The organism is Bacteroides sp. 41_26, from assembly GCF_949740115.1.
Classification (GTDB): Bacteria; Bacteroidota; Bacteroidia; order Bacteroidales; family Bacteroidaceae; genus Bacteroides; species Bacteroides nordii.
On record NZ_CATJGZ010000073.1, the window covers coordinates 1 to 16,510 of the forward strand.

Annotated in this window: 17 protein-coding genes and 1 pseudogene; 7 read left to right on the forward strand and 11 right to left on the reverse strand. The window is 42.1% G+C overall.

Annotated features, from left to right (window positions below; genetic code table 11):
* The 4 genes from QX565_RS10195 to QX565_RS10210 all read left to right on the forward strand — a co-directional run.
* Positions 1-496 (forward strand): MotA/TolQ/ExbB proton channel family protein (locus QX565_RS10195; RefSeq protein WP_289292697.1); only part of this gene is annotated, 496 nt, incomplete at its 5' end.
* A gap of 6 nt (positions 497-502) precedes the next feature.
* Positions 503-988 carry a hypothetical protein gene (locus tag QX565_RS10200; RefSeq protein WP_221651375.1) on the forward strand — a complete coding sequence of 162 codons (486 nt, stop codon included), beginning with the start codon at positions 503-505 and terminating at the stop codon, positions 986-988.
* A gap of 36 nt (positions 989-1,024) precedes the next feature.
* Positions 1,025-1,618 (forward strand): ExbD/TolR family protein, encoded by a 594-nt coding sequence (locus tag QX565_RS10205; RefSeq protein WP_221651376.1) that lies wholly within the window; start codon positions 1,025-1,027, stop codon positions 1,616-1,618.
* Positions 1,618-2,082 (forward strand): ExbD/TolR family protein, encoded by a 465-nt coding sequence (locus QX565_RS10210; protein WP_005933384.1) that lies wholly within the window; start codon positions 1,618-1,620, stop codon positions 2,080-2,082. Before QX565_RS10205 ends, QX565_RS10210 begins: the two co-directional genes overlap by 1 nt.
* 86 nt (positions 2,083-2,168) lie before the next feature.
* Here QX565_RS10210 and QX565_RS10215 read toward each other — a convergent pair whose 3' ends face one another.
* Positions 2,169-2,711, reverse strand: a complete 543-nt coding sequence (locus QX565_RS10215; protein WP_221651377.1) for a GNAT family N-acetyltransferase — start codon at positions 2,709-2,711, stop codon at positions 2,169-2,171.
* A gap of 25 nt (positions 2,712-2,736) precedes the next feature.
* Positions 2,737-4,020 carry an IgA Peptidase M64 gene (locus QX565_RS10220; RefSeq protein WP_221651378.1) on the reverse strand — a complete coding sequence of 428 codons (1,284 nt, stop codon included), beginning with the start codon at positions 4,018-4,020 and terminating at the stop codon, positions 2,737-2,739.
* Between the two features lie 150 nt (positions 4,021-4,170).
* Here QX565_RS10220 and QX565_RS10225 point away from each other — a divergent pair, with 150 nt between their 5' ends.
* Positions 4,171-4,650 (forward strand): Lrp/AsnC family transcriptional regulator, encoded by a 480-nt coding sequence (locus QX565_RS10225; protein ID WP_007484264.1) that lies wholly within the window; start codon positions 4,171-4,173, stop codon positions 4,648-4,650.
* A gap of 16 nt (positions 4,651-4,666) precedes the next feature.
* Here QX565_RS10225 and QX565_RS10230 read toward each other — a convergent pair whose 3' ends face one another.
* From QX565_RS10230 to QX565_RS10255, 6 genes are all read right to left on the reverse strand, one after another.
* The gene (locus tag QX565_RS10230; protein WP_289292698.1) at positions 4,667-5,158 is read right to left on the reverse strand and encodes a dihydrofolate reductase; all 492 of its coding nucleotides are present in this window, start codon (positions 5,156-5,158) and stop codon (positions 4,667-4,669) included.
* 126 nt (positions 5,159-5,284) lie between these two features.
* Positions 5,285-6,079 carry a thymidylate synthase gene (locus tag QX565_RS10235; RefSeq protein ID WP_221651381.1) on the reverse strand — a complete coding sequence of 265 codons (795 nt, stop codon included), beginning with the start codon at positions 6,077-6,079 and terminating at the stop codon, positions 5,285-5,287.
* Between the two features lie 61 nt (positions 6,080-6,140).
* Complete coding sequence (cls, locus tag QX565_RS10240; protein WP_221651382.1) at positions 6,141-7,415, reverse strand: cardiolipin synthase; 1,275 nt, start codon at positions 7,413-7,415, stop codon at positions 6,141-6,143.
* A 428-nt stretch (positions 7,416-7,843) separates the two neighbouring features.
* Positions 7,844-8,173, reverse strand: coding sequence for a DUF5056 domain-containing protein (locus QX565_RS10245; RefSeq protein ID WP_221651383.1), 330 nt, complete (start codon positions 8,171-8,173; stop codon positions 7,844-7,846).
* Positions 8,157-8,705: an RNA polymerase sigma factor gene (locus tag QX565_RS10250; protein WP_221651384.1), complete on the reverse strand. Its 549-nt coding sequence runs from the start codon at positions 8,703-8,705 to the stop codon at positions 8,157-8,159. The genes QX565_RS10245 and QX565_RS10250 overlap by 17 nt, the downstream gene beginning before the upstream one ends.
* Positions 8,702-9,337: a DUF6249 domain-containing protein gene (locus QX565_RS10255; protein ID WP_221651385.1), complete on the reverse strand. Its 636-nt coding sequence runs from the start codon at positions 9,335-9,337 to the stop codon at positions 8,702-8,704. Before QX565_RS10255 ends, QX565_RS10250 begins: the two co-directional genes overlap by 4 nt.
* A 118-nt stretch (positions 9,338-9,455) precedes the next feature.
* Here QX565_RS10255 and QX565_RS10260 point away from each other — a divergent pair.
* Positions 9,456-9,602: pseudogene (locus tag QX565_RS10260) on the forward strand (ORF6N domain-containing protein); the annotation flags it as partial.
* Entirely contained in the window at positions 9,599-11,113 is a 1,515-nt protein-coding gene (locus QX565_RS10265) for a methyltransferase RsmF C-terminal domain-like protein (protein WP_289292699.1), read from the forward strand. The pseudogene QX565_RS10260 and the gene QX565_RS10265, both read left to right, overlap by 4 nt.
* A gap of 37 nt (positions 11,114-11,150) precedes the next feature.
* On the opposite strand, the gene QX565_RS10270 is transcribed toward QX565_RS10265, so the two are convergent.
* From QX565_RS10270 to QX565_RS10280, 3 genes are all read right to left on the reverse strand, one after another.
* Complete coding sequence (locus QX565_RS10270; RefSeq protein WP_221651387.1) at positions 11,151-11,966, reverse strand: hypothetical protein; 816 nt, start codon at positions 11,964-11,966, stop codon at positions 11,151-11,153.
* Between the two features lie 94 nt (positions 11,967-12,060).
* Entirely contained in the window at positions 12,061-13,239 is a 1,179-nt protein-coding gene (locus QX565_RS10275; protein ID WP_289292700.1) for a TolC family protein, read from the reverse strand.
* 9 nt (positions 13,240-13,248) lie between these two features.
* The gene (locus QX565_RS10280) at positions 13,249-16,395 is read right to left on the reverse strand and encodes an efflux RND transporter permease subunit (RefSeq protein ID WP_289292701.1); all 3,147 of its coding nucleotides are present in this window, start codon (positions 16,393-16,395) and stop codon (positions 13,249-13,251) included.
* Positions 16,396-16,510: the final 115 nt, after the last annotated feature.

Here is a 16,510-nt window from a genome sequence, read left to right on the forward strand (position 1 = left end):
ATTGTTGAAAGGTATCGAAGATGCATTGGATAAAGGTGATGTAGAAGGTGCAAAAGCCATCGCTCGTGACACAAGAGGTCCTATCGCTTCTATCGCTTATCAGGGTTTGATGAGAATCGACCAGGGTATCGATGTAGTTGAAAAATCTATCGTTTCTTATGGCGGTGTTCAGGGCGGTCTTTTGGAAAAGAACATGTCTTGGATCACATTGTTTATCGCAATGGCTCCGTCATTAGGATTCTTGGGTACTGTAATCGGTATGGTGCAGGCATTTGATAAGATCCAGCAAGTAGGTGATATCTCTCCGACGGTTGTTGCAGGTGGTATGAAAGTTGCTTTGATTACAACTATCTTCGGTTTGATCGTTGCTTTGATTCTTCAGGTATTCTACAACTATGTACTTTCTAAGATCGAAGCTCTTACAAGCGAAATGGAAGATTCTTCTATCTCTTTGCTTGACATGGTAATCAAATATAACTTGAAATACAAAAAATAATCTGAGATGAGTAAGTTATCATATAAATTATCGTACTACGTACTGTACGCAATGTTTGCTCTTATCCTGGTGGTATTAGGTCTCTTTTATTTTGGAGGAGATGCTCAGGGAACAGCTGCATTGGCAGGCGTTGATCCGGAAATGTGGCAACCTGCAAATACAGATGCATTATTGTATTTGATGTATGCACTTTTCGGACTTGCAGTAGCTGCAACTGTTATTGCTGCTATATTCCAGTTCGGTTCAGCGTTGAAAGATAATCCGGTAAGCGCTATTAAATCATTGATTGGTCTTATTCTTTTAGTTCTTGTACTGGTTGTTTCTTGGGCTATGGGTAGCGAAGAGACTTTGAGAATACCAGGATATGATGGAACGGACAATGTTCCTTTTTGGTTGAAGCTAACTGATATGTTCCTTTATTCAATCTACTTCCTTTTGGGAGCAACAGTTGTTGCTATCATCTTGAGTAGCATTAAGAAGAAATTATCATAATCCAATTGAGCTTGCTCAATTAAATATAGTAATACTATGGCAAAAGGAAAAAGAAAAGTTCCTGATATAAATTCAAGTTCTACGGCTGATATCGCTTTCTTGTTGCTGATCTTCTTCTTGATTACAACTTCTATGGATACGGACCGTGGTTTGGCAAGACGTTTGCCGCCACCGCCTGAAAATGATAAGGAGCAGAAGAATGAAGACAAGGTTAAGCAACGCAACGTTCTACAGATTTACCTGAATATGTATGACCAGTTGATGGTTAACGGTGAAATCATGAATGTTCAGCAGTTGAGAGCGAAGACTAAAGAGTTTGTTGCTAATAAATATAATGATGAGTCGTTGCCGGAAAAAACATCAAAGGATGTTGACTTTTTTGGTCCGACGATGGTCACTGAAAAGCATGTAGTCTCTTTACAGAACGACCGTTCTTCTTCATATCAGGCATATATTGACGTACAAAATGAATTGGTTGCTGCTTACAATGAACTGAGAGATGAACTGTCTCAGGAAAAGTGGGGAAAGAAATATTCAGAGTTAAATGAAGATCAGCAGAAAGCTGTTCGTGAAATTTATCCTCAGAAGATTTCTGAAGCTGAACCTAAAAAATATGGAGAAAAGAAGTAATGGGAAAATTTAATAAAACAGGTAAACGTGAAATGCCTGCGTTGAATACTTCTTCTCTGCCTGACCTTATCTTTACGCTGTTATTCTTCTTTATGATTGTAACAACGATGCGTGAGGTAACGTTGAAGGTTGAATTTAAGATTCCGCAAGCAACAGAATTAGAAAAACTTGAAAAGAAATCATTGGTTACATTTGTGTATGTAGGAAAGCCAATGAGAGAGTTTCGTCAGAAGATGGGTTCTGAGAGCCGTATCCAATTGAATGATGCTTTCGCTGAAGTTTCGGAAATTCAGGATTATATTATTGCAGAAAGATCAAGTATGAAAGAATCTGATCAGGCAATGATGACTGTATCTCTGAAAATCGATAAGGATACGAAGATGGGTATCGTAACTGATATCAAGAATGCACTTCGTCAAGCTTATGCTTTGAAAATTAACTACTCTTCGCAGTACCGCGAATAGAGTTGATTGAATATATTTGAAAAAGGTGCTTAGCTATTTATTTAGTTAAGCACCTTTTTTTCTTTGGAATGAAATGAAGAGAATGTTTAGGGATTCATTTTCACATTATAGACTTCCTTGTGGATTTTTTTCTTTACTGTGTCAAAATCCCGTTCACATTGTAAATCGCCATGTACCATCAGATACATCGGTAAGAAAGGATCTCCGGTTTTATAGGGAGGCTGGTGGTATTCTTTTTCCCAAAGAACAAATCCTTGTCGTTTGTAGAAGTTAATACGGCGTTGTGCCATTTCTTCCAGGGGCATTTCAACTTCCAGAACGATGGGACGGTTTAATTTTTTGCATAAGAAATCTAATACTTTTTTGCCATAGCCACCATTTCGTAATGCCGGGTTAATGGCAAAGTGTTCTACATAATAAAAATGATCGAAGTCCCAGTAGGTAATAAACCCCACAGGGGTATCATCATCAAAAATAATATTATTATGGAAATTGCCAATACGGTTGGTATATTCGCGCAAATCTTTCAGCTCGCGGTATTCTTCTGGTGGAAAGGCTGCAATAAGCAGATCCTCCATAAATTGATAATGTTGTACGTCAGACGTACTGATAGGTTGGAGTCTAATCATAAAGACCTGGTTTTTGATTATTACTTTATTTATTGTTAGTATAAAATTCAATCATTCTACGAATAGAGCGTTGGCATACCGGACAGAATGTTGGATATTCATTTGTTCGCATGCGGCAATCAAAAGAGGGACGGTAGATACCTTTTGCTGAATATCCACCACCTTCATAAACACCTACCGGGTACTGCTTATTCATTTGCGGAGGAGTAGGAACAGGAATTCCTGCCGGAAGCATATCTTCCCATTTGGAGGAGAAGTCTACACGGGTAGAGATATTCGGTTCCCAAGGCTCCACATTGAGCGGATAGGTGTCCGTCATTACATCTTCTTCATAAAAATATTCGTCACCTAAACCTCCGAAACTATGTCCGAATTCGTGTACTACTACGGGTTTGAAGGTAGGGTGGTGAGCAGCAGTCAGTGTGTAGGAGTTATAGATACCTCCACCACCGTATTCTTTGGTATTGACGATGATGATAATATGCTCGTAAGGAATACCTGATAACGCGTTGTGTATAGACTTTACACGACTGGTAGTCAGATAACGGTCGGAATAGAAAGTATCAAAATGAGAATTAAATGCAGTTTGTTTCCAATTGCTTTTTCGTGGTACACTGACACCACTATCTTTTGATGGGCTGGCAACAGCAACAATATTGAACCGGTTTTTCATTGATTTGAATGGTTCATAAAAGAAAAGACTTTCGCATGCTTTTTCAGCATCTTTGTAGAATAGATCCATTTCGTCTTCAGTATATCCTTCAGCCAAGATGGCTACATCGATACAATCTGCTTCACTACCACTTTTCAGAAGGTATTTATGTGGTGTTATATGCGAGATACCCCGTTCATGAATCAGTATATCATCGGGGTGTACGATATGTTTTAAACGAGCCATTACTTTTCGTGACGAGTTGAGCAGTGTGATCTCTATCTCTACCGGGTGTTGCGGATAAGGAAGTAGAAAGGTATTTTCAAATCCTTTTGCTGTTTTCTGAGCCTCGTCTGTAGAAAGCCACTCTTGAAAAAGAGAGGAAAAGGAGGTTTTATAGATACATTTTCGAGTGGTGAGATCGATCATTGTGATTTGGCCGTTACCCTCTAAAGGAAGTTCGGAGAGATGATGTCTGCGCCCTGCCCATGAAGGCAGGTACGAAAGTTCATCCAGATAGATCGATTGGTGTTTGGCATCACCGGTGAAAATATAATCTACTCGTAATGTTTTGTCCTTGAAAAAGTCTGTAAACCCTTGTGCGTGTATGTTTATTACCATCAAAAGGCATAGTATGAGGGTAGTATTTCGTTTCATATTTAACGTATATTTATGTTTTTACAAAGGTACGAACAATTGCTGACTTATCCCATATTTAGAAATAAAAGTAATAAATCATAGTATTTATTGCCAAAAAATTATCTAACTTTGCAATAACATTCATGTATTAAAACAAATTGATTTAAAATGGGACATCATCAATTGGATACTTTAGATGAGCAGATTCTGAAGCTGATAGCAGATAATGCACGTATTCCTTTTCTGGAAGTGGCACGAGCGTGTAATGTTTCGGGTGCAGCTATCCACCAGCGTATACAGAAGCTGACTAATCTGGGGATATTGAAGGGTTCGGAGTTTGTCATCGACCCTGAAAAAATCGGGTATGAGACGTGTGCTTACATTGGAATTTACCTGAAGGACCCGGAATCATTTGATTCTGTGACAAAAGCTTTGGAAGCTATACCAGAGGTGGTGGAATGTCATTTCACTACAGGTAAATATGATATGTTCATCAAGATTTATGCAAAGAATAATCATCATCTGTTGAGTGTCATTCATGATAAGCTGCAACCGTTGGGGTTGGCACGTACTGAGACGCTTATCTCTTTCCATGAAGCTATTAAACGGCAGATGCCAATTATAGTGGACACAGACGATCAGGAGTGATTCGTTCTATCCGTAACTATCTGGTGTAATCAACGAACGCATAGGAGCAGAGATGTTTTTCATCCGCAGGATGGACTTCTCTGTTTTTTTCGTGCCATACTGTAAGGTCTACTGAAGGGAAGAAAGCATCGGCTTCCAGGGCTTCATCATCTATTTCAGTCAAGCAGAGTTCGTCAGCTAGGACAATAGCCTGGCGGTATACAGTTTCTCCGCCGATGACGTAAACATGCTCATCTTCGCGGCAATTTTGCAAAGCAGCTTCCAAAGAAGTGAAAACCTCGGCACCGGGAAAGCTATTTGCCGGATTGGAAGAAAGAACAATATTGCGGCGATTGGGAAGTGCACCTTTAGGAAGTGACTCGAATGTTTTTCGCCCCATTATAATTGTATTTCCTGTGGTGAGTGCTTTAAAACGTTTGAGGTCATTGGGCAACCAGAACAAAAGTTTATTTTTGAAGCCGATAGCCATATGGCGATCTACAGCGGCTATAATGCTGATTTTACTCATAATGTTTATTGGAATTTAGTAGTTAGAATTTAGAAGTTGGAATCTATGGAATATGTCGTCAGATCATAAAAATACGATCATGCTGCATAGCTTCTAACTACCAACTACTAAATTCTAGCTACTGATTTATACCGAGACTTTTCCTGCAATATGTGGATGCGGATCATAGTTTATTAATTCAAAATCTTCAAATTTGAAGTCGAAGATACTTTTTACATCCGGATTTATCTTCATTTGGGGTAGCGGACGTGGTTCACGGGTTAATTGCAGCTTTACCTGTTCCAGATGGTTCAGGTAGATATGCGCATCTCCCAATGTATGTACGAAATCTCCGGCTTTCAATCCGGTCACTTGCGCCATCATTTGCAATAACAGGGCATAAGAGGCGATATTGAACGGAACTCCCAGAAAAATATCTGCACTCCGTTGATAGAGTTGCAGACTCAGACGTCCGTTGGCTACGTAAAACTGGAAGAAAGCATGGCATGGAGGCAGGTTCATATTATCGAGGTCCCCTACATTCCAGGCACTTACGATGATTCGCCGGGAGTCAGGATTATGCTTGATTGTATCTACCACTTCACTGATCTGATCGATAAAACCGCCTTTGTAGTCAGGCCATGAACGCCACTGATAGCCATAGATATGTCCTAGTTCTCCTTTTTCGTCGGCCCATTCATTCCAGATACGAACCCCGTTATCTTGCAGATATTTTACATTCGTATCTCCCTGCAAGAACCATAATAGTTCATATATAATAGATTTCAGGTGCAATTTCTTTGTCGTCAGGCAAGGGAATCCCTCGTCGAGATTGAAGCGCATCTGATGTCCGAAAACACTGATTGTACCAGTACCGGTGCGGTCACTCTTTTCAGCACCCTCGGTAAGTACACGGTTGAGTAAATCTAAATACTGTTTCATACTGCAAAGGTAGAAAAAAAGTAGTTAGAATCCAGTAGTAAGTAGTTAGAATCTATGCAGATTATAAAAAGGGAGTAAATAGGTTAGCAAACCATCCGACGAACTTCTTCCACGGTGAACGCTTTTTCCATATTTCAGGTGTGAGCTTTGTACAATGTTGGGTATCAGCCTCAAATACACTGTCAAGTTGTGCTGTAAACTCTTTGTCAAAGATAAAAGCATTTGTTTCATAGTCGTAGCGCAGGCTTCGGCTGTTAAGATTGGCAGTGCCTACGGTACAAAAGGTCTCGTCCACCATCATGATTTTCGAGTGATGAAATCCGCCATTGTACAGATATATATCCGCGCCACGTTTCATTAGCTTATGTACTTTATAGAGCGAAGCATCCGGCGTGAAAGGTATATCTGCCTTAGAGGAGATCATAATCTCTACCTTTGTACCTTTCTCAAGTGCGTAGTTTAGTGCTTTCCGGATCGAAGAGGTGGGTACGAAGTAAGGATTCACTATTCGTACATTTTCTTTTGCCGCATAGATAGACATGGCATAAGTATGGCTGAGCATGCGGGTATTCTTTTTCGGTGTACGGTCGACGATAGCAACGGTAATTCCATCAATACTATCTGCCGGAGCCGGAAGTTCAGGGAAATAAGCCTCTCCTGTGATATCTTGCTTGGCTGTTTTGTTCCATATTGTGAGGAAGATTTCTTGCAGAATGTCTACTGCCGGGCCTTCAATACGGATGTGCATATCACGCCATGTACCAATTTTGGGGAGTCCGTTGATGTAATAATCTGCTATATTCATTCCTCCGGTGTAACCTATTTTCCCATCGATAACAACTATTTTCCGATGATCCCGATGTGCTGCGTGATTGATATAGGGAAACTTAAATGGATCGAACTTGACTATTTCGATACCTCGTTCACGGATTGCTTTGAGATGACGCTTCTTTAGCGGCTTATTATTAGACCAGTTACCGAAAGCATCGAATAAGGCGCGTACCTCCACTCCCTCCTTTACTTTTTCGGCCAAGAGGTCAAAAAGAGCGTTGGCAATGGAATCATTCCGGAAGTTAAAGTATTCCAGGTGTATATGGTGTTTAGCGCCGCGAATAGCTTCAAAGAGATCCTCAAATTTCTCGCGTCCGCTTTTGAGTAACTTTACTTTATTACCATGCGTAATAGGAATACCCGATTCCCGGAGGAAATTGAGTACCATCTGGTCACTGGGTAATTCGGTAGTGTCTTGTCGCTGTACCCATGAGCTATCTATTTCATCTGCTTTTATGTTGCTTATTGTCAAAAACAACAAAATAAAAAATATATGTAGTCTCAAAACTTGCAGTCTTTATTTAGTTTACTAAGGAAACAAAGATACAACTTCTCTGTTCGGAGCTCTTTTCTGTTAAGAGCAAATTTATCATACTTTAACAAAATGAAAACTGTTCTCCTATCATTTGATGTTCCGTTTCACCAGACTAAGAGATAGAATATTATTTACTGATGAAAAAAAGTTTGCTGCTATCAAGCGGACTGTTTGCTACCGGGATATTGTTGATATGCCGATTTCAAACGAGATCTATATACCCCCTTCACAGGGCATATGGAGCCTGTTGATTGAAATTCCTTTGCTTTGTATAAGCATAAAAGAGGAAAGTAAAGACTTCCCTCTTTTATTCCATATTAAATTGAATGTGTGATTGTTATACGTTTACCAATATACTATATTACAGAGTAAAAAGTTTACTTTTTACTCTGCTTTTCTTATGCCATCGACCATGCCTTGCGTACTCCCAGAAACATGAGTACCACTGCAGCGATAATCAGCGATTTGAGATCAATGCCAGTTGCGGCTCCGCTTTGTACCATCGATACAAATATATCACGTGCAGTACCTACTACTGCCTGAAGTCCGTCGAAAGCAAAGAACAGCACCACAGCCACAAACGTAATAAATACACTCCATATTTTCACCAATAGTCCTGTGCGGTAGGGCAGATGGTGCATTACACGGCGACTAAAGCCATTATCGGGTATTTCTTGTTTTTGTTTTGCAAAGAATTCCCGTATTAGTTTATCATCTGTTTCCATCATAACCATTTTGTTTTAAATACATAGCCAATTTCTCTTTACCACGCGACAGGTGACTTTTTACTGTTCCTGCCGGTATACCCACAATTCCCGCAATTTTGTCTATACTTACATCTTCCATATAGAACAAAGTGATACAGGTTCGTTCCACTTCTTTTAGCTTTTCAAGTGATTGGTAAATGTCCATGCGTTGTCCTACGTTTTCCTGTTCAACACAATTGGTAGCATCTACCTCTCTGGAGTCCAGTTCGGTTGTTTCCTTCCGACTGCGAATATAATCATAAAATACATTATAAGCAATACGATAAAGCCATGTTGAGAAATTTGAAAGATTTTTAAAGGTTGCTATACTTGTATATGCTTTGATAAATGTATCTTGTGCCAGATCGTCGCTCAAATCGCTGTCGCCGCACGTCAGGTTGAGGAAGAAGCGCCGGATAGGCGATTGATACTTCTGCACCAACTGGTTGAAGGCCTTGGCGTTTTTAAACACCACGACCTGTGCGACTAACGATATGTCGTTGATCTGACTCATTTTTGCTCGTCAGTAGGATGTTGATTACGGGCAACCAACCATTGTCCGAGGCCGGTGAACATTATCAGTAGGCCTATACACCCCAGAGCAAAGCTGTCTGTTATAGCCCAAAGGAAGATGAACAATCCGGCGCCGAGGCACATGTTTTTAATTCCTTTGGAACGTGTGTCTGTATTCAGGCTCTCTTTAAGAATACCTTCCGGAATGGGCTGTCCGGCAGCAATGGCTTTTTCTACCAGTTTGTAACGTTCACGCCGGTTTTTGTAGCGGAAGTAAAACGCAATGAAGATAACAAAAATAGGGAAACCGAAAACTAATATCAAGATGAAGAATGCAAGAGCAATGCCTTTGGAAGCCATGCCGCTAAAGTCTTTGATTAAAGAGAAGTCTTCATCATTAAAGCCAGTATAACTGTATGTACTGTCATAGGAATCAGTTGATTCGCTTTCTACGGTTACTCCATCCTCTGCTGTATCTTTGTATTTGGGGGTATAGACCGAATCATCATTGGTTTTGCTAACTGTAATTGTTACCTGTCCGGTACTATCTTTGTAGACGGTTTTCTGCTTTTGTGCAAATGACATGGAGCAGTAGAGAGTTGCCACCATTAGAGCAATTAAAATTCTTTTCATATCTTGTAATTTTTTTTGTTTCTTTGGTTATTAGACGTAGTTAACCTGCCGGAAAGTTGCAAAGAGACAAAATATTTTTGATATTTGCAGGAATTAACAGAAGAAAATGGATGGAGTTGCCGATCATAATGATATAAATGATGATACGCGTATGCAGATAGAATTGATAAATCGGACTCTTGCGGAGTTACAGACCAAAGAGAAAGATGCGAGTAAACCCCGTAATCCAATCGGTTTTAATACATATAAAAAGGAAATCCAATGAATTTGCCAGCCTCTTTTATTGACTATACCCGTACCTTGTTGGGCAACGAAGAATATGAAAAGTTATCTGCCGCCCTGGAGCAGGAACCTCCTGTCAGTATCCGGCTTAATCAATTGAAAATTGAAAGTGGAAAGTTGAAAGTTACTATGCAGCCTGATAGCGCAGTTAATTTTCAACTTCCAACTCTCAACTCTCAACTAAAACAAGTTCCCTGGTGCAAAGAGGGGTATTATCTCGATCAGCGTCTGACGTTTACTTTTGATCCTCTTTTTCATGCCGGTTGTTACTATGTGCAGGAAGCCTCGTCTATGTTTGTTGGTCAGGTGTTGCAACAATATCTATCCGAAGACCCTGTTGTGATGCTTGATCTTTGCGCTGCTCCCGGTGGGAAGTCTACCCATGCCTGTAGCCTTTTGCCGACAGGAAGTCTGTTGGTTGCAAATGAAGTGATCCGCAATCGTTCGCAGATACTTGCAGAGAATCTGACAAAGTGGGGGTATCCCGGGGTTGTAGTGACGAACAATGATCCGGCAGATTTCTCACATCTTGGAAGTTTTTTTGATGTAATACTCACCGATGTACCCTGTTCCGGCGAAGGTATGTTCCGCAAAGATCCTCGCGCAATTGAAGAGTGGAACTCGGATAACGTTGAAATATGCTGGCAACGTCAACGCCGTATTATTGCTGATATCTGGCAATGTCTTAAACCGGGTGGGATACTTATATACAGTACTTGTACTTATAACACGAAGGAGGACGAAGAAAATGTGCAGTGGATTTGTGATGAATTCGGAGCTGAAGTACTTCCGTTGGATATTTCTTCGGAGTGGGACATCACAGGAGACCTGCTAACAGGAACAGACTTTCCGGTCTACCGTTTTTTGCCTCATAAAACGAGAGGAGAGGGGTTCTTTCTTGCCGCACTTCGGAAACCGGAAAGAGAGAAAGAAATGTACGGTGCTGCAGGTTCGGAGGTATTTGCTTATGAAGCCGGCAATGGAAAGGCTATCCGTAAAAAAGTGTCTGCTATGCGAGGTAAAGCAGCTCCTGCACCGATTGGTAAAGAACAATTAGCGACAGCAAAAAGCTGGCTTGCAGTTCCTGAAGCGTATGAACTGTCAGTAAATGGAAACACGATTACTGCATTTCCTAAAGAATACATCGGTGAACTTGCCACTTTACAGCAGTTTCTCCGCATAGTACAAGCGGGTATCACAGTGGGAGAAGTGAAAGGGAAAGATCTTATTCCCGATCATGCACTTGCTATGAGCCGGGCATTGCAACCGGGTATTTTCTCTACAGAAGAAATCAGTTACGAACAAGCCATTGCTTTTTTACGCAAAGAGGCCATCTCTTTATCAGAGACGGCCCCTCGTGGTTATGTATTGCTTACTTATAGATCGGTTCCCCTCGGTTTTGTGAAGAATATAGGCAATCGTGCCAATAATCTTTATCCGCAGGAGTGGCGTATTCGCAGCGGATATTTGCCCGAAGAGATACGTATCCTGTGATGACACCAGACATCGGAGCCGGCTGTTTTCTTCCCGGTTAAGGCAATATTCCTTCTGGCATTTCCAGTCCGGTGAATGAAAAGCTCAACTGCTTTCCTGTTCCTTCTTCTTCCAGAATGTAAGAAGGAGGAGGCTCGGGCGATGTCCGCGTATCTCCTGTCGGTGGAGTATCCCAATTCAGATTCAGGTTCTTGTCCAACCGGTGGAGTATATACGGATTGCCGTGAAGGATGAACTTATGTGAACCGGTCAGGGCTTCTGCGTGCTCCACACTCTCTGTAAAGGTGAGTGTCATATTGGCCTGGTCGTCCATTCCCGGTTCGAGTACATAATTTCCTTTTGCTACCAGTACCAACCCGGATGAAAAGGCTGTTTGAGGTCCCTGTCTGAAGAAATATGCATCCCGTGCACGATTATTGATAAGAAATATATCCGAAATGCCGGGCAGCATGTCCGCCGTTCCATTCTCAGACAGTGCAGATCCATATCCACGGGATAGCCGCATTGTTTCGTAATTATCCACTACTTTAATTGTCAAAAGACAACTTTCCAACGTTGCATAGTCTGTGACTTTCAAGGTTGTTTTTCCCGTAAGGATTCCCCGGACATAGATGGCACTACCACCCGGAGTCGACCATCCCTGTTCCACTTGTGCACTGACAAGACGTTGATCTTTTACTTCTAATGAATAATCACCGTTTCCGCTTTCCAACCCCAGGTAGCGTATACCTCCCATAGGGACTTCGTATGTGTCGTTATAAAAGCGGAGCGGACTGTCGTTGTCGTCCTTACATGCGCTCAGCAGAGTAAGGATGCAGCACAAAGCTGTCTGATAGAAATGTTTAGGTTTCATAATCAGTATTTTATGTTTGCTGCAAATATAATGTATTCTCTTGTCTTTGTCAACAAAAAGCTTCAAACAATGTCTGGCAGAAGTGAAATCGGTTCTATAATTGGTTCTTATATATCTTTGCCATTGCCTTCTGATACTGGTTTTCCAGTTGCAGATAATTTTGTTTGCTTTGATATACTACCGAGACTTCTACAAAGTACTCAATCATGCTGATCTGCCCACCGGTCAGTGCTTGTTTCAGCATTTCGAGATCTTGCTGCGCCTGGAAGGTTTTTTCGTACTCGTCCATTGAGCTGCGCAAAGTTTGTGCCTCCTGATAAAGTTGTGCTACTTGTGATTCTGCCTGCAACATGGCACTTTCTTTCAGGAAATCTGTATTCATGGCTTGTGCTTTTGCTATCTTTACTTTGCTTTTGTTTTCAAAGATCGGAAAAGAGAAACCTACCACTACACCATTGAAAGGAGTACCTGATTCGGTATTCCGACGGTATCCTAACTCCAGTTTCGGCAACCAGCCTTGTTTGTTGACACCAATCTGCTTACGGGCAGCTGCACTCTCACTGGCAAGTGTCTGCAGGGTTGGATCCGCAGCGAGTACTTCCGCTTTAAGCATCTGATAGTCCGAAGGGAAGATAACTGCCGGATATGTATTCCCCTCAAATACTACAGGAATATTTCCATTCAGGGTATTCAGTTCCTGAAGCTTGTTACGCAAGGCTGTTTCGTTTAGCGAAGCCTCTGTTTTGACATTTAGCAGTTCCAGGTTGATCTTGTTCGTTTCAATAATGTTGGCATCGCCTGTTTGCAAGCGTTTCTTGTACATTGCCGAAAGCTCTTCCGCATTGCGTAAACGTTCTTGTAAGATCTGCTTTTGCTGGCGAAGCATGATAATGTCCAGACATACTTCTTTGGCCTGTAGCAGGATACCTTGCCGGAAGATACTTGCCTGTCCGTCGAAAGAGCTTGTTTTCAGGCGGTTCAGTTTTGCACGGCTGGCGTAGAGACTGGGAAAGTCGAAGCTTTGAGAAACAACAAGCTCTCCGATTGTCTCATTTTTGTCTTTTGCGCCCCAAAGGTGAGCATAAGAGAGACTGGGATCTGCAAGGTTATTATCAGTCTTTGCTTCCAGCTTCTGTGAAGAGATAAGCTGGGCGTTTGCCTGCAACTCCTTATTGTTAGCTTCGATATTCCGAAGCACCTGTTCTATGTTACTTTGTGCCTGCACTCCTGCAATGGCAAGGAGTGCGGCAGTAAATATCGTTATTCTTTTCATTTCATTCTATTATTCATTCGTTTCATTAGGGATATTCCCATCATCTATCGTTTGGTATATCTCCTCCTTCTGTGGGGAGCGGTGATGCATCATCAGGTATACAATGGGAATGATAAATCCGTTCAGGAAAGTCGATGTTAAAAGACCTCCGAGGATTACTTTTGCCATTGGACTTTGTATCTCGTTACCCGGCAGATCACCACTCAGGGCCAGTGGTATCAGCGCCAGAGCACTGGAGAGTGCTGTCATCAAAATAGGATTCAACCGGTCCAGTGAACCATGAATTACACTGTCGTATACTCCCATACCCTCTTCCTGTTGCAGGTGATTGTAATGGCTGATAAGTAGCATACCATTACGTGTAGCGATACCAAACAGAGAGATAAATCCGATGATGGCCGGGATACTGACTTCACCTGTGGTGATGAGTAGCGCAAATACGCCACCAATCAGCGCCAACGGCAAGTTCAGCAGAATCACTCCGGACTCTTTTACACTCCGGAACTCATGGTACAGCAGTAAGAAGATTATAACGATACTCATGAAGGAAGTCAAGGCCAGCGTGCGGCTTGCTGCCTGTTCGCTTTCAAATTGCCCTCCATATTCAATATGGTACCCTTCCGGGAGCTTTACGGAGGTATCTATCTTTTTCTGTATATCATTTACTACGCTGCGAAGGTCGCGGTCGGCTACGTTTGCAGAAATCACAATCTTACGTTTCACGTTTTCACGGTTAATGGTATTGGGACCCATAGCCGAAACAACATCAGCTACGTAACTTAGGGGTACCTTCTTTCCGTCCGATGTATCTACCATCAGGTTACGTATCTTCTCGGCTTCATCACGGAAGTTATCTTTCACTTTAACAATGAGATCGAATGCCTTGCCTTTTTCGTAAACCTGTGAAATGACTTCACCTGCCAATGCTACATTGATATATTCCGAGAACTCTGGCAGGGTGATACCATATTTGGCAAGCATTTCACGTTTCGGAGTGATTTTTAGCTGTGGGCGTTCAATCTGTTGTTCCACATTCAGGTCGGCAATACCGGGAATACCTTCAATAGCCCCTTTTATTTCATTACCCAAAGAGAACATTTTGTTTAAGTCATCTCCGAAAAGCTTAATAGCGATATTGGCTTTTGTTCCGGATAGCATAGCGTCGATACGGTGGCTGATAGGCTGGCCGATCTCGATATTTGCTCCGGTGATTGTACCCAGTTTCTCACGTACATCTGCAATGAGCTCATTGCGCGAACGGTCTTTCAGTTCAAATGGTGCTTCTATCTCCGAGGTATTCACTCCCAGGGCATGTTCATCCAGTTCGGCACGCCCGGTTTTGCGGGCCACGGTCTGTATTTCAGGGATAGTTAATAGCAACATTTCCGCACGGTGCCCCATTTTGTTACTCTCTTCCAGAGAGATACCCGGTAGCGAAGATATATTGATGGTAAACGAACCTTCGTTGAAAGGCGGTAGGAAGGAGCGTCCTAACGTAAAGAAACATCCCAAAGCAACAATAAACAGAGCAATGGTACTTCCCAACGTGATTCGCTTGTGATTAAGTACCCATCTCAATGCTTTTTCATAAACACCTTTCAACCAGCGTGCTACGAATGCTTCTTTGGGGATTTTGTCACTCTTGTTTCTACCCAACAGATAAGAGCATAGTACCGGAGTAAGTGTTAAAGCCACTATTGTAGAAGCGAACAGTGCCACAATAAAAGCAACGCCCAGTGGTACTAACATACGTCCTTCCATACCTGTAAGGAAGAAGAGGGGTACGAAACTCACTACAATGATCAGTGTAGAGTTCAGAATGGGCATACGCACCTCTTTAGAGGCATTGAATACCACGTCGAGTACCGGGAGACGTTCAGCTTCCGGTTTCATCCGGTTCTCACGGAGTCGTTTATATACGTTTTCCACATCTACAATAGCATCGTCCACCAGTGAACCGATGGCAATTGCCATACCGCCAAGACTCATTGTATTAATAGTCATCCCCATATAATGAAGAGTGAGGATGGAAACAATCAGTGAAATTGGCAGTGTTACCAGTGAAATAATTGTGGTTCGTACATTTGCCAGGAACAGGAAGAGCACGATCACAACAAAGATACCTCCTTCCAGCAAAGACTTCTTCACGTTTCCGATAGAACTTTCGATAAAACGGCTTTGACGGAAAATATCGGTAGAAACCTTCACATCCGCAGGTAGGTTCTTCTGTAAATCCTTTAAAGAAGCTTCCAGTTTATCCGTCAGTTCCAGTGTACTGGTAGAAGGTTGTTTGGTAACTGTCAGCAATACAGCAGGTTTTCCCCGTTCCGAGGCTGTGCCCAACTTCGGAGCTTTCGGTCCGATAGTTACATCTGCTATATCTTCCAATAGTACAGGTACGGTGTTTATACTCTTCACTACAGCTTTTCCCAGCTGATCTGCTTTATCTGTAGAGAGTACTCCGCGTACTATATATTCGTTTCCATATTCATAAAGTACTCCACCGTTGGCGTTGAGATTCATATCCCGGGTGGTGTTCATTACTTCACCCATAGATACCCCATAGTGACGCATCCGTTCCGGGTCGAGTTGTATTTGATACTCTTTCAAATCGCCACCCAAAACGGCTACTTGTGCCACACCTCCTGTTGAAAGCAGACGCGGACGAATTGTCCAGTCGGCGATAGTACGCAGGTCGAGCATAGATGTTGAATCTGCGGTAAGGCCGATAATCAGCATCTCACCCAATATGGAAGACTGTGGGCCAAGTGTTGGTTTGCCCACATTAGCGGGCAGTGACTCATTGACTACTGCCAGTTTTTCACTTACAATCTGCCGGGCCAGATAAATATCTGTTCCCCAGTCAAATTCTACCCAAACTACAGAAAATCCATTTGTAGAAGAAGAGCGTACGCGGCGCACACCTGTTGCACCATTCACAGAAGTTTCTACGGGAAAGGTGACGAGCTGTTCCACTTCTTCGGCTGCCATACCATTGGCCTCAGTCATGATGACCACTGTTGGCGCGTTGAGGTCGGGAAATACGTCCACTTCTGTATGCATTGCGGTATACGTACCGCCAATCAGCAACAACACCGAGGCTACGAGTACCAGGATGCGGTTCTGAAGAGAGAAATGTATAATTTTATTTAACATGAAATTATTTACGATTAGACGATTTACAATGATTTACAATTAGACAATTTACAATTTACGATTAAAATTACAATTATTTACGATTAGACGATTTACAATTTACGATTGATGAAAG